The organism is Clostridium sp. (genome assembly GCF_021443865.1).
Lineage (GTDB): Bacteria > Bacillota > Clostridia > Clostridiales > Clostridiaceae > Clostridium.
The window spans coordinates 1-15,302 of the sequence record NZ_JABUTB010000006.1 but is presented as its reverse complement, the minus strand read 5'-3'; the positions used below and the strand labels follow the sequence as shown (position 1 = coordinate 15,302).

At 27.2% G+C, this 15,302-nt stretch carries 7 protein-coding genes; all 7 read right to left on the bottom strand.

Translation table 11 applies throughout. The features are described 5' to 3' along the window. Nucleotides 1-150: 150 nt before the first annotated feature. Complete coding sequence (locus tag HUJ77_RS02070) at nucleotides 151-447, bottom strand: DUF2628 domain-containing protein (RefSeq protein ID WP_291706911.1); 297 nt, start codon at nucleotides 445-447, stop codon at nucleotides 151-153. A gap of 383 nt (nucleotides 448-830) precedes the next feature. Continuing rightward, nucleotides 831-1,325: a hypothetical protein gene (locus HUJ77_RS02065; protein WP_291706910.1), complete on the bottom strand. Its 495-nt coding sequence runs from the start codon at nucleotides 1,323-1,325 to the stop codon at nucleotides 831-833. Between the two features lie 115 nt (nucleotides 1,326-1,440). Next, nucleotides 1,441-11,214: a DUF5011 domain-containing protein gene (locus tag HUJ77_RS02060; RefSeq protein WP_291706909.1), complete on the bottom strand. Its 9,774-nt coding sequence runs from the start codon at nucleotides 11,212-11,214 to the stop codon at nucleotides 1,441-1,443. Between the two features lie 145 nt (nucleotides 11,215-11,359). After that, nucleotides 11,360-12,046 (bottom strand): hypothetical protein, encoded by a 687-nt coding sequence (locus HUJ77_RS02055; protein WP_291706908.1) that lies wholly within the window; start codon nucleotides 12,044-12,046, stop codon nucleotides 11,360-11,362. Between the two features lie 20 nt (nucleotides 12,047-12,066). Then, nucleotides 12,067-12,573 (bottom strand): hypothetical protein, encoded by a 507-nt coding sequence (locus HUJ77_RS02050; RefSeq protein WP_291706907.1) that lies wholly within the window; start codon nucleotides 12,571-12,573, stop codon nucleotides 12,067-12,069. Between the two features lie 71 nt (nucleotides 12,574-12,644). Further along, nucleotides 12,645-14,681: a hypothetical protein gene (locus HUJ77_RS02045; RefSeq protein ID WP_291706906.1), complete on the bottom strand. Its 2,037-nt coding sequence runs from the start codon at nucleotides 14,679-14,681 to the stop codon at nucleotides 12,645-12,647. Nucleotides 14,682-14,752: 71 nt separating this feature from the next. Then, a complete protein-coding gene (locus HUJ77_RS02040; protein WP_291706905.1) occupies nucleotides 14,753-15,250 on the bottom strand; it encodes a hypothetical protein in 498 nt (165 codons plus the stop codon). Nucleotides 15,251-15,302: the final 52 nt, after the last annotated feature.

Genomic DNA, 15,302 nt, shown 5'->3' with positions numbered 1-15,302 from the left:
CTTTTTATAAAATATATTCATTCTGCATGTTTATATATGACAAATATTTAGGGTATAAATATATCCCTTAATTTTCTATAAGTATGCTAAAACTTAAAAAGTGTGCTAGATAAAATAAAATGGGAGCTGTTAAACAGCTCCCATTTTATTTTATCTAGCTAATTCAATATCTCCAAAATTCTTTTGTTTTAAAATAGCTTGGCTTCCAGCTTCAACAGGTCTCCATCCCTTTTTAATTAAATTATTTATATATAATTTATTATATATAAATGGGAATACTAACCATGATATACCACAAGTTACAAATGAAGCACCTAATGTGATAATCATATACATCCAGTCACCCCTAAAAAGTGGAACAAAAAATCCAAAGAAAAACATTGTCCATGAGAAGCCTACTTTAACTTGTTTTATTTGTCCTATTTGATTCTTCAAAGTAATATTCATAAAAATCCCCCTATTAAGTTAAATATGGTATAATTTTTGTTTAATTCACGTTAATATTATAAACATATAGTACTTATTATTAAAGTATTTCGACAAATAATTATATAAGTAAATTTATAATTCATTTTTTTATTATAAATTATAATAAAATTTTATTTTCAGTATTATTTTTGTTAATTTATGAGAATTGAACCATGCATATCTACAGATTTTTTATTAGTTTAAGCTGTAAAATTTGATAATTTAATAATTAACCCATCAAAGACTTGTTTTTTATCACCATAAATTAATTTAAATCCAAGGAGAGATATAAGTAAAAATGATATAAATTCCTAAATAAAAAGCTGTATATAAGTTTTTAAATACTTACATACAGCTTTTTATTATGACCAATTGTATTGCCTTAATTCCACATCATATTCCATATAAATTCCACTTGCTAAAGAAATCTTATATTTTAATATTTCAACATCTTCTAGCTTTCCTGACTTCGGAGCTTTTCCTGAAAATGCATTAGATGTTCCTCCTGCAGCTACAGCTTCATTATATTTCATTTCTATAGTTTCTCCAGTATCTTTTAATTTCAATATTAAAGTAATTCTGTTTATAGTTTCTTCTGACTCATTTTTAAAAGTAGCTTTTAATACTTTAGTTTTATTTTCTTCTACTATATTAAAAGTTATAGGAGTTGAATCTACTTTTAAAGGTAAATCCTTTACAGTATTCTCCACTTTATTTTCTTTATTATTAGCTATAGCTATTCCACAAGCTAAAACTGAGACTATCACTACCAAAATAACCATTAATATTTTAATTTGTTTTTTGTTTTTTTTTCTTTTTTCAATTCTTTTCTTAACATTATTATTTGAATTACTCATATTTCTCCTTTATTTTTATATTAAATTAATTTCCTATAAATATTATACCTAGTTTTTTCACTTAAAATTCATTAATAGAAAACTGTCTAGAACTAAAAGTTCTAGACAGAATTTTTTATTCAAACTCAAAAACTAATTGGAAATTACCTTTTGACCTTCCTCCTATGAAGTTATTACCATGCTTACTTGTAAAGCTTAATTTTGCTTCATAAGGTTCTGATAAACTAGTAGCTCTTGGTAAAGTTCCTATAAATGTTTTAGTTGTCATGTTATTTGAGAACCATAGAGGATTTTGCTTAGTAGTTAAATTATCTCCTCTTAGCCCTTCCTTAACAAACATTCCTAATGCCATTTTACTCATTGAGTCTTCTTCATTTAAATTTTCCCAATCAAGTGAATTTGGATCAACAATATCTAAGTTTCCAGATTCAGCTTCCTTAGTGAATGATTTTACAGATACTCTTACATCACTGGTTCTGTTATTAGTAAGTTTTAACATTCCTGAAACAAACGGATCTGCTTCTTCATTAATTAAATTTGTAACTACTTGGAATGGTACAACTGTAGGTACTGATACATTTATAGTTCTTATAACTTCTATCTGTACATTTTCTAAAGTTGATACTTTTCCAAAACTATTTGTAACAGAATAATTAGCGTAATAAGTTCCAGATACATCAGGATTAAAATTAGTATCCGTTATTTCAATATTAGCTGAAATATCACCTTCATCTGAATCATTTGCAACTACTATTGATTTTAGATAATTAATTTTTTCTTCCTCTGTAATAATACTGCCTTCTTCCACAGGAGCTCTATTCATATCTCTTACCGTAAGAACAGCTTGAGAATAAACATTAACATTCCTATATACAATAGTTGTTACTCCTTCAGAGTTTGTAACTTGATACTTAATTTCATTTAAACCTATTCTTCCAGTATTAACTTGACCAGTTATTATGATCTGACCAGTTAATTCTGTTCCATCATAGTTTATAGCTGTTACTCCTTCAGATTCATCAAATTCACTTCCTTGAAGAACTTCTCTATCATCTACACCTAATATACTTGGGGAACCTATTTTAACAGGTTTTATATTTTGCTCACCATCTTTATTTAAATAAAATCTAGTGTTTTCAAGAATACTTCTATTTTGAATACCATCAGTAAAATCTTCAAGTAAAAGTTCTTCATCAGTATCACTATCAAATCCAATTTTACCATTTATACGAACTCCATAGTAATTCTCTGGAACATTTATATATTCAAATTTGAAATAATCTCCATCATTAAATCCTGAAGAAAGTTTACTTCTTAACCCACTATTAACTCCAGTATCCGATCCCATAGATATATATGTATGCTCTATTCCATCTTCACTGCTATAATATATAACTTTAAAGGCTGCTGATCTACCAACTTCATAGTTATAAAATCCTGTTGTAGTTGGGAATGTAACTTCCTTAGTTACATGATTAAATTTTATTTTAAAAGGTGTCCCACCCGAAGTACCAATATATTCTATAATTGATTCATTTCCATCAGGTAAATAATCTGGTTTAAAACTTGCTTCTAATCCAGCATCAGTAATATAAAATCTAGTGTACTCGAAATCATCTGCCATATCTACAGCATCACTATAATCTTCTAATGCATTTCTAACTACACCCGAAATACTTACTCTAAATGCTTGATAGGCATTCATTTCAATATAGTCTCCATACTCAAATTGTAAATTATTTAATGGATTTAACTTACTTGAAGTTGCTGCATCTGAAGTTGATAATACAATTTGACTACCGGTTTTAAGAGTACCCTCTTTATTATATACAGATATTACATAAAACCTGGTACTACTTGCTTCATTATTCATAGCATTAGAGCTTCTATCACTTAATTGTATTCGCATAGTTTCTGAATTAAAACTCATTTTAAAAGCAGTAAATCTTCCTTCGCCCTTCTTATGTCCACCAAAAGTAATTATATTTCTATCTATTGCCGACTTAACTTTATATATTCTTTCAGCCTGAACACTACGTCCCCAACTATCAGTAAGAATAATATTAATTCTATGAGTACCTAATGTATTCATTTTTTCTTTATCTTCTTCTGATATTGATACGTCTGATTCTCCAATATCAATATCATGATCATCACTTATTATTGTATTTTCTCCATAATTGTGATTATCACCTTTATATACTTCTATTGTTTCTTCAGGATTTAAAATCTGCAAACTAGGTGCTTCATTATATATTGCTCCTAGTGCCTCTTTATTAATCTTAAATCTTACATTATTCATAAAGTCTGGATCATCTATACCATCTGAATAATCTTCTGTAATTATAGTTTCCTTATCTATAGCTCCTAAAATTTTAACACCATTTTTAGAATCACTAGCATATACACTTATATAATCACCATATTCATATATAGTGTTATCAAAGGCTCTTAACTCAGCATCTATTTGTAGTTCATTCATATCGCCCATAATTACTATAGACTTTTTAATATTTCCATATGAATCAAATAACTTTAATTCATATAACTTTTCATCATTTGAACCTCTATTTATTTTGAAATAGTCTAAAATATTAAAATTCTTATTAACTACTAAATTATTATTAGTATTATCTATATGAATTTCAAACTTAGGATCTTCTGATGTTGGCTCAAAAAATTGAATTTTCGTGTTCTCTAAGGATGATTTAACAGTTATATTTCTCTCTTTAACTGTCTTTCTTCCCCAAGTGTCTTCTACACTATATATAGCTTTATAATTACCTATTTGAGTAATATCTAAATCTGTATTAATTTGAACATCTGCTTCTGATATAACTGAATCATGTAAGTCATCATCTCTTGCTATAACACCTTTATATAGGTCAATAGACTCATCTTTATATAATGTAAGATTTTCTCCTACCTCTAATATTGGTGCGTTATTGAATACTGCTTTAAAGTTATCTTCTTTAATCATAAATCTTACATAATCAATATTATCTGAATTTGATACTCCATCTTCATATGACTCATTTTGATCTTCTATTATTCCTGTTATAGATATTCCTTCTTCCTTATTATATACAGAAACACTAATATAATCTCCATAATTATAATCTACAGCATACCCTGAAAGTGAATCTAAGTTAGTGGCAGTAACTGTAATAATATCTTTTGTAATACCATTTTCATCATATAGATTTAATGTCATTAATTCTTCAATATTTCCAGAATAACTTTTATTAGATCTATTAACTATTATTTGCTGATTAATAGTATCCATATTAAATTCTAATAATTGAGAATTTCCATTATTGCTATCTAATAATCTAATTTTATTTTCTTCTAAGGTATTTCTTTCTATTACTGTTATTTTTCTTGGTATTTCTATTAAATTTCCCCAACTATCTGTCAATAAATAAGTTGCGTTGTACTCTCCTAAAATATTCTCATTAAAGCCTTGAACATCAACTTGAATTCCATAATAGTTATCTGGGTTATTAGCTGATATCATTAAACCGTCATAAATATGACTTAAGTCACCTCTTTTAATAGTTAAATCACCATTAATTGCAACTTGTAATATTTCACGCTCTATTAACTCAAATCCTCTATCAGTAATTTTAAATCTTACATTTTCGAATAATTCTTCACTTTCAAAACCATTATCAAATGTCTTTCCATTACTATTTTCAATATTACCATTAATTCTAACATTACTTCGGTTTATTGAATAAACACTAATAGTATCATTATTAGCATAGTTTATTTGAGTTAATTTATCAATTTCACTACTTGATGACATTTCATTTTCATTTAATGTTATTCTTAATTTTTCTTTTGCATCTCTATTCCTAACTACTATTTCAAAATATCTTTCAGTAGATGTTGTGGAATTTGTGCTATTTGAATTTTTATCAACTACTATCTTATAAGTATTTACATCAAATCTTAAAGTGAATTTTTTCTCATTAGTATTATTGGATGAATTACCATAAACATCTATAGTATTTTGACTGATTTTTGATACTACAATAACTCTAACATCTTGACTAGTGCTTCTTCCCCAGCTATCTGTTAATACATAAGTTATTGAGTATATTCCTATTTCGTCTTGATTTACTTCTCCAATAATCTTAATATCTTCTACTTCTATATCATTATCTTTATCATCAGACACTACAATTCCTGATAATAATTCTGGTTCATCTCCAAAGAAAACTATTCTATCTGTTACATTAATTATCTTAGGAGCTTCGTTATATATTGATGTTAATCCTGAATTATTAGCTATAAATGCTACATTATTCATAAAATCATCATCATCTATACCATCATTATAATCTTCATTATAATAACCTTGATTATTTATACCTTCTTCTTTGCCTATATCTCCTGTTATTATTAGGTTCTTAGGCTCTGAAGCCCATAATCTTATATAATCTCCTTCTTCATAATTAACTTCATTTAAAATATCTAATTTAGTAGATGTCCCTTTATCATTACCTTGAAGATTAATTGTAGCTTTTTCATTTCCGTTAGGCCCATATATTGATATTTTAAAAGCAATGCCATCACCTATTCTTTCATTTATCATTGTATCCTTTTGATTATTTAAAACATATTTATTAGTTTCATTATCAAATAAAATTTCAAAAGCTGGATCAATTTCTGCTGATGTAATATCTAATGTTGATTTTGTTGCTTCCTTAGCATATAACATAATTTTATTTTTATATATACTAGGTCTAACATAAACATTTCTTTGTACTACTGTTTCTCTACCCCAACTATCTGTAGATCTATATGTATAAACATATTTTCCTACACTTGATAAATTTGGTGGTCCTTCTACAGTGAACTGTGGTGTTGTTTCATCAATATCATCAGTAACGCTAACTTCACTTCTAGGATCAAATGTTGCCATATCTTCTTCAAATATATTAATATCTTCAACTCCACTAAATACTGGTCCATAATTGTAAACAGGATCTAAATATCTTTGATTTTCATTTCTTCGTAAATAGAATCTAACATTTTTAATATCGTTATGACCTTCTACTTTATCAGCATATGATTTATTTTCTTCTGATATTGCTCCTCTTACACGGACCCCTGTAAATTCTTCGGGAATATTTATCAATTCAATATTAATGTAATCTCCATCATTAAATCCTGATGCAAGCTTATCTTTCACGTAACTACTAACCCCACTAGAACCTCCAGCAGATGAATAAGTATATAGTTGATTTTCCTGACTATTATAATAACTACACCTAAATACAACAGAAGAAGTACCATAGCAATAGAAGGTAGTTGTTGCTGGGAAGGTAACACTTCCATCATTGTGATTAAATTGTATTTTAAATGGGAAACCTCCTTGAGTTCCTCCATATTCTAAAATAGATTGACCCTCTTGAAGTTCTTCTGGCCTAAAGTCTGCTTCTAAACCAGAATCTGTTATATAAAACCTAGTATAATTAAAGTCATCTGAGTAAAAAATACCGTCACTATAATCTTCTAATGCATTTCTAACTACACCAGAAATACTTAATCTAAATGCTTGATAGGCATTCATTTCAATATAGTCTCCATACTGAAATTCTAAATTTTGTAATGGATTTAACTTAGTTGAAGTTGCTGCATCTGAAGTTGATAATACAATTTGACTACCGGTTTTAAGAGTACCATCTGCATTATATACAGATATTACATAAAACCTGGAATTACTTGCTTGATTATTCATAGGTAAAGCACTTCTATCTTTTAATTTTATTTGCATAGCTTCTGAGTCAAAACCAATTTTAAAAGCAGTATACCTTCCTATATTCTTATTATGTCCACCAAATATTATTTCATTTCTATCTATGGACGTTAGTAAGGTAAATCTCTTCTTTTCTGAATCTTCTCTTCCCCAGCTATCAGTAACTGTAAATTCTGCTTCATATTCACCTAAATCAGATATAGAATCTAAACTCATTGGATTTTCTTCTGGAATATCATCTATTACCTTTTTAACAGTAATTTCTACGGATTCTTTTTCTATAGTTTCGTCAGGATCAGTTATAGTAATAGCATTTAATAAATCACTTCTATAATCATCACCTTTGTATATTGATAATTCCTCATCAATAACGGTTATTTCTGGTTGATTATTATATACAGCCATTAATCCATCTATAGACCCCTTGAAGATAACATTATCCATAAAGTCAATATTTTGAATACCATCTTCATAGTTTTCATCTATGTTATCACTTTTTATAAGATTACCTTTTATACTTAATTTAGTACTATCTGAAGCCCATAATCTTATATAGGTTTCAAATCCTATAGGTATATTTTTTAATTCGTCAAGTTTATCTGAAGTTCCAGTATCACTTCCTAAAAGAGATACTTCTTTAATAAGCTTTTTATTGGCATTATATACTGAAATTCTAAATACCACATCTTCATTTGATTGATCTAATGGTTGATCATTTCTATCTGTAATGCTAAATCTGAAAGTCTTAAAGTCAAAACCAATTTTAAATGCTAACTCATTATTTGAATTATTAAACTCAATAGTATTACTTTCAATTACTGGCTTTACATATATTTTTCTTTCAACTTCAACACTTCTTCCCCAACTATCAGTTACCTTATATTTAATAGTTTGTGTTCCTACTATTGAAGTATCTATTTCACCTATAAATTCTATTTCTGAATTATCGATAGTTAAATCATGGTCATCTGTTACATAAACATTCTCTAACTTATCAAATAAACTATTCTTCATAATAGAAATCTCTTCAATTCCATGAATTTCAGGTGCCTCATTATATACTGCTTCTAAACCATTTTCTGTTACTTTAAATCTAGTATTAATCATTTGATCATCATCTTCAAAACCATTTGAATAATTATGATTTTTAGAACTTATAACATCTCCATTAATACTAACTTTATTGTATTGATATCCAGTTATACTAATCATATAATTATAATCTATATCTAGATCAGTTATTTCTTCTAAAGAGAATTCATCTAAAAATTCATTCCCTTTAATGATTGATTTTCCTAATTCAATTCCTTCATCATCAAATACTTTTATAATAAATACATCTGAATTTAAATCACCTGATATAAATTCATTATTTACTATCTCTTTGTATATCAATTTTTCAACATCATCAAAATATAATGTAATTATTGGCTTATTTGTTTCATCATTCTTAAGCAAACTTATTGTATTTTGTTCTAGTTTATTTTTCGTAAGCACATCTATTTCTTTTATTACAGTAGATGATTTTCCCCATTTATCTGTTATAGTATATTGAATTTCATGTTTTCCAACTTTGAACACTTCATCCTTGTTATACTTAACTCTAACAAGATTGATATTTAAGTTATCATGATCATCTTTTATTTCTTTTATAAATCTTAATGGGTTAAATTCTTCTCCTCTTTTTATTGTTAAATCATCATTAAATACTATTACAGGGGCATCATTATATATAGCCTTTAAAGTAGCACCACCTAATTGAAATCTAACATCCTTCATAAATTTTTCATCTTGTATACCATCTTCATAATCTTCTGTTATTTCAGGATCCTTATCTATGGTACCAATAATTTTTATGCTGTTTTCAGGAGTTGATGACCATAATTCTATTGTATCTCCACTTGTAAATCTATAGTCATCTAATTGATCTAAAGCACTATTTAGTCCAGAATCCCCCCCATTAAGTTTAATATCTTTCTTTGTAATACCAGCTTTACTAAATATTCTTATCCTGAAAGATAATTCATTTGGGTTTTCTGTATTTAATTTTTCATTAGACCTATTACTTAATATAATTTTTTTGTCAACATCATCAAATCTTAAGGTGAAAATAGTACTTACTCCATTACTACTCATGATATTCATAAATGTGTTCGCCATATTACTATCTGCTACAATAGTTATAGTTCTTGTTGCTGTTCCAATTACTCCCCAGCTATCTTTAACAGTATATGTAACAGTTTGATCTCCTAATCTATTAGGGTCATATGCAGTTACTGATACCGCAGATTTGTTTATTTTTCCATCAATATCATCACTTACAGAAATATCAGCTAATAAGTCTATATGCTCTCCTCTTGTTATTTGAAGTTTTTCATCTTGATTCTCCCATGTTATTACTGGAGCTTCATTAGTTAAATACTTAAAACCACTTTTTAATAATTGAAATCTATGACCTTCTAACTTATCTGCTGGAATCCCCTCATTATAAGAGAAGTCTGCATCCTCTATACTACCTTGTATTTTAAGTTTTGTATCAGATTTTGCATGATAGATATATATTTGATCACCAAGTGTAAATGATGTTCCATTAAACTCATCTAAAAGTTTATTATCAGCTCTATCTGAACCATTAAGAGATAATACTTTTCTTACTGTACCAGCTTTAGTATATATGATAATTTTAAAGTATGTATCTTTTATCTTATTATCAAATACCCTTGAATCTCTATCATATATTTCCACTTTATTAGAATTTTGATTAAATCTTAATTTAAATCTTAAGGTATCTCCATCAGGATATTCCGAACCATGTACTTCTATAATATTATTTATTAATATGTTTGTATTAAAGGTTATAGATTGTTCTTGTATTTTTTCTTCTTTATCTTCTAATACTTTTAGCTCTCTTAATATAGATGTATTTCTTCCCCAGCTGTCTTCTATTGAATATCTTAAAGCAATAGTATTGCCATTATTATCTTTTTCTTCAGTAATAACAATCTTCTCATTTGATATCACACCATCATGATCATCTATTACTTCAACACCTTTTAACTGTTCTTCTCTTGTAGTTAAAAGATTATCCATAGCTTCTAGTCCTCTAATTTCAGGAGCTTTGTTGTATATAGCTTCTATTCCATCTTCTACAATTTTAAATCTTACATTATTAATATAGTCTAAATTATCTATTCCATCTGAATAATCTTCTTTTTCAGTATTGATGTCCCCTAATATAGGTCCTTCAATACTTAATCCAATCTGCATTGGCTTTATTTGTATATAATCTCCATATGAATATTTTAATTCTTTTAACGCCTCTAACTTATTAGAATTACCAGTATCCTTTCCTAAAAGTTCTATTTTTAGCTTTTCTTTATTGTCTTTATCTATTACTTTAATTTCAAAAGCTACTTCATTTTCTTTAGAAGGATCTATCATATTTGAAGATTGGTTTTCAACTACAAATTTCGAATCTTTATTATCAAGATAAAATGTAAATAAAGTTTCCTTTTTTACTTCTTTTGTTTCTTCATTTACTTTTTCAACATATACGTTAAATATATTCTTATTAAGAACTTTAACTTTTCTAATTAATGTAGCTGTATTTCCAAGCTCGTCTTTAACAGAGTATTTAAGCTCATAAGTTCCTACTTTGGAATTATCTACTTTTCCTTCTACAGTTACTAAATCAGTTATATCTTTTCCATTAGTATCTGTAGCCTTTATTCCATCCTTATAGTCTATTTCTTCGCCTAAATAAATCCTTATATTTTCAGAGCCTACTATTTTAGTAATAGCATTTTCACTATCTTCTTTGCTTACAGTACTTTCTAAATTAGATATTTCTTCTTTATTAATTTCACTCTTATTACTTGTAATACTTTCAGAATTTACAACTTCTTTATTTGATATTTCCTCATCTAATGTCTCAGAAATATTATTTTCACTTCCATTAACATTTGTTATATCTTCTGAGTTACTTATCACTTCATTTAAAGTTCCATTATCAAGTATTTGAGAATTATTATTTTCAGAAAGGCTAGTCACGGCATTTACTGGTATATTTTGTACCATCAAAGTAACCAAACAGATAGTAGAGATAAATCTTCTTAGTCTCATTAAACACTACTCCCTCCTCTCTATAAAATATATTATGATGTAATATATTGCATATCTAGCCTATATTAATTCATAAAATATTATTTAATTATGAGGCATTTATGAATTCTCTTAACCAATTTATATAATAAGATTTCATAATAATTTAATTTTTTATTGAAAACTCAAAACCTACAATGTAGCTTGAGGATGCAGTATCTTTATTAGATTCAAACTGTGGTAACTCCCAATTGTCTGAAACAAACTTAACTTTTTTCATTTCATTAGTTTGAAGTTCACATAGTATTCTATTTTCATCTCTCAAATTATCAATTTGAGTTAAATCTACTCTTTTTAATTTTCCAGTGGAATCTAAACTTTTAACTTCACACATCCCAAGCTCCATTTGAGTTTTTCCATCTCCACCAACAACTTTTTCTATATATAATGGAGTATTAGTATCACTTTCCTCACTATTCTCCATAGAAAATGAATTAATTTTAGCAACTACAGTTTTAGTTCCATTATTTTTTATAGTATATTCTGGAGAATAGAAACTACCAAAAGCTAAGTTACTGTGAGGTAGAACATAAAACTCCATTGCTATTGGAACTGTAACTGATATTGTAACGTATTCTCCTTCGTTTGGAATACTACCTTCTATATCTGTTATTTCGCTAAAATCAGGAGCATCATCCATATTAGGATCCCACTCCCCAATTTCACCTTCTAATATAGTATTTGGTGTAGTATTTGTATTATTATTTGTAGTTTCTGCAAATGTATAATATGGAATATTAGCTATAAATAAAACAAGTATAAATATTATATACTTCAATTTATTTTTCTTCATAAATATGTCTCCTATAATATTTAGCTTTCAATTTTTATAACTAATTTAGCTGTACTTTTCCCTTTAAATTCACCAGTTTCTGAATCAAATGCACTTATTGTTGCAGTTGCATCATACTCTCCTGCCTTTAGCTTTTTACTTAGCTTAGCTTTATCAATATAATGATATGGAGGTATTTCACCCGATTTAAACACTACTTGATTATTATCATCTAATGTTATATCCACTTCTATAGAATATTTATTATATGGTGGATTAGCAATTCTAAGATTACCTTCTGATGCACCATCTTTAAAAACTGGTCTTGAGTTAATTTCAAAAGAAAATGTAGATTCATCAGCTTTTCTTTGCAATATTTCTTTTATTTCATCTTCTGTATATCCAGAAATCATTCCCTGAGAAATAATTCCTCCTTTTACATTTGCTTTATCTTTTTTGCTTATATTTATAATCACAAAGGAAGCTATGGATATTATAATTCCTAAGATTATAATTATTTTTAATGTATATATGTTCTTTTTAGTCATATATTTATCACTTCCTATTTAAATATGTTATATAATACATATTTTGCTTCCATAAAGATAAATTTTCAAAGTTATCTTTTTTTAATTTTAAATACTAAGTTAAACTCTTCACTTGCGCCATTTGCATCTACTTCACTTCCATCAGCCTTACCTGAATTCCCAAGTAATTGTACTGATTTTGAATCTGATGCTGGTATAGCTACTAACTCTTTATCTTCAGATATATTTCCACCTAAATCTATTATAGTATCTCCTTGCAGATATAGATGAATATTTGACCTATCCATACTTGTTAAATCTTCTGTTAAAGGTCTAACTGTTATTCCTGAATCAACTTTAGTTTCTTTAAATTGACCAACTGATACTGAAATTTCACTTTCACTAGAATTCTTTATATTAAATACAGTTCCATTGAAGTTTCCTTTTTGATCAATTGAAAATGATAAGCTAGTTGGAACTTCTACTTGAATTTTTCCACTTGCAGCTGTACCATCAGCTTTTGTAATATTACCTGTTACAATAACATTAAAATCTAAAGTTTCTGTATCATTTCCAGAAATAGTATCTCTAGTTAATGCTCTACTTCCCTTAACTTCATTAGTATTTCTATCTAAAACAAAAATAGTAGATAAATCTGCTCCTAAATCATCATTATTACCTGATTCTTCAGTTATTACGGGTTTAACTACTGTAACATTAAAAGTCTTTTCAATTTTTCTATTCTTTTTATTAGTAACATTCACAATTACACTATACTTTCCTGCAACATTATTATTAACATTGTTATATCTGATTATTACTTGATCTGTTATATCTTCACCATCTACATCTTTAGCTTTAATATTTAATAAATCAATATTAAAATCCTCACCTTCAACGATTTCTATATCACTTCCAGTAAGTGAAGTTTCATCAACATTAATAACATTTATATTTTGTGATAAAAGAACTTTATTTAAAATAGTATTTTCTTCATTTACAGCTGAATGAAGATTTATATCTGCTAAAACTTTTATTTTATAAGTTCCATTAGTATATGTCATAACTTTTTCTTCATATGATTCTTTTCTATTTAGATAATTTGTAGAAATTAATTCATTTTCTTTATAGACTTCAAGTCTTAAATTAGAAGCTGAATTATCTAAATCTTCAATATTAAAATTCATAATTATATTTTTTGCTGCAAAGTTAGTTTCATATTTAAAATCTTTTATTTTCGCTTCAGATTTTAATATTTCCAAAGTAGCTTTATTATATACATCTATTATGCTACTATCAGACATTTTTATATAAGTAAGATTGTAATCATTAACTCCTATTAAATCACCACTATTTACTTTCACTTTATACTTTTGAGTCTTTGTAAATACATTAGTACCATCTGTATATACTGGATATTCTTTTCCATTTATATTTACAGCACTAACTTTAACATAGCTTTTAGATGATTTAATATTGAGATCAAAAATTATATTTTCTCCCTTTGTTACTTCACTTTCCTTTGCCTTAAATGAATTTACTGTAACATTTAAGTCCGTAGCTTTTACCTGTACACTAAAAGTTCTTTGAAGTGTTTGTCCACTATTTAACTTTACACTTGCTGAAACTGAATAATGACCTGGTTTTTCAGCATTTACGTTATTTTGTGTAATTGTTATTTTATTACTTATATTGCTTCCATCTTTATCTATAGCACTTAAATTTAAAGCCCTTACTGGTTCAAAAGAGTCCCCTTCTGAAATAATTACACTATTCCCACTTAATGAAGAATAATCAAAATAAGAAGATGCTGAACTTCCACTATTACTTCCGCTATTATTATAATCAGTAGAATTCTCTACTTCACTATACCCCTCTTCAAGAGTATATTCTGAAATATTTTCATCCTCTTTATTAGCCTTCTCTACATCTGTATATATTGTACCTTGGGTTAAATCTTTATTAACAGTTCCTTCACTTGCTCCATTATGATTAGACCAAAATCTATCATATATAAGTTTACCTAATGGAAATAATAGTAATATACCGATAATTGAAAAGATTGAAATTATTTTTTTTCCACCTAGAAATAAAGCAATTCTCTTTGAAGTATCATTTACTTTTTTCATTTCCCCTCCTTGTTTATGTATTAGAATAATTTAAGAAGAATTATTAAAAGATAATTTTTATTGCAATATTTCTATTTTGATGTTATATCTAATTCAACAGCAACTTGTCCAACCATTTCTCCAGTATCTTGCTTATATGCTGTAATTAAAGCATTTCCTTTATGTGTACCTTTCTTTAAGGCTCTTCCCATAAGTTGAATTTCTTCAATATATTGATTTGGAGCTATTTTATCAGTTTTTATAACTGTTTTTCCACCTACTGTAACATTTAAGTCTATATTATGAGCGCTATTTTGTGGATTAGCAAACATTATAGTTCCTGTTTTACCTTCAAATACTGGCTCAGTATATATACTAAAAACAACTTTGGATTCATCTACTTGTTTTTGTAATAAGGCTGCAATTTCTTCTTCTGTTAAATCCGGCTCTACACCAGTAGCAAGAATATATCCTGATAGACCTTTGCCAAGATTTTCATCTGACTGTTTCTTAACATATATTACTGTTCCAATTGTTAATAATATTAATAATAAAGAACATATAGATATTACAAGTTTTTTATTCTTCATAATTAAAATCTCCTTAATAAATTATTTAATACTACAAACAACTCTATATATT

What these genes read in the sequence shown, in the direction of transcription:
- HUJ77_RS02065 (WP_291706910.1), bottom strand. Translation starts at nt 1,325, where the DNA reads ATGAGTAATTCAAATAATAATGTTAAGAAAAGAATTGAAAAAAGAAAA.
- HUJ77_RS02070 (WP_291706911.1), bottom strand. Translation starts at nt 447, where the DNA reads ATGAATATTACTTTGAAGAATCAAATAGGACAAATAAAACAAGTTAAA.
- HUJ77_RS02045 (WP_291706906.1), bottom strand. Translation starts at nt 14,681, where the DNA reads ATGAAAAAAGTAAATGATACTTCAAAGAGAATTGCTTTATTTCTAGGT.
- HUJ77_RS02050 (WP_291706907.1), bottom strand. Translation starts at nt 12,573, where the DNA reads ATGACTAAAAAGAACATATATACATTAAAAATAATTATAATCTTAGGA.
- HUJ77_RS02055 (WP_291706908.1), bottom strand. Translation starts at nt 12,046, where the DNA reads ATGAAGAAAAATAAATTGAAGTATATAATATTTATACTTGTTTTATTT.
- HUJ77_RS02060 (WP_291706909.1), bottom strand. Translation starts at nt 11,214, where the DNA reads ATGAGACTAAGAAGATTTATCTCTACTATCTGTTTGGTTACTTTGATG.
- HUJ77_RS02040 (WP_291706905.1), bottom strand. Translation starts at nt 15,250, where the DNA reads ATGAAGAATAAAAAACTTGTAATATCTATATGTTCTTTATTATTAATA.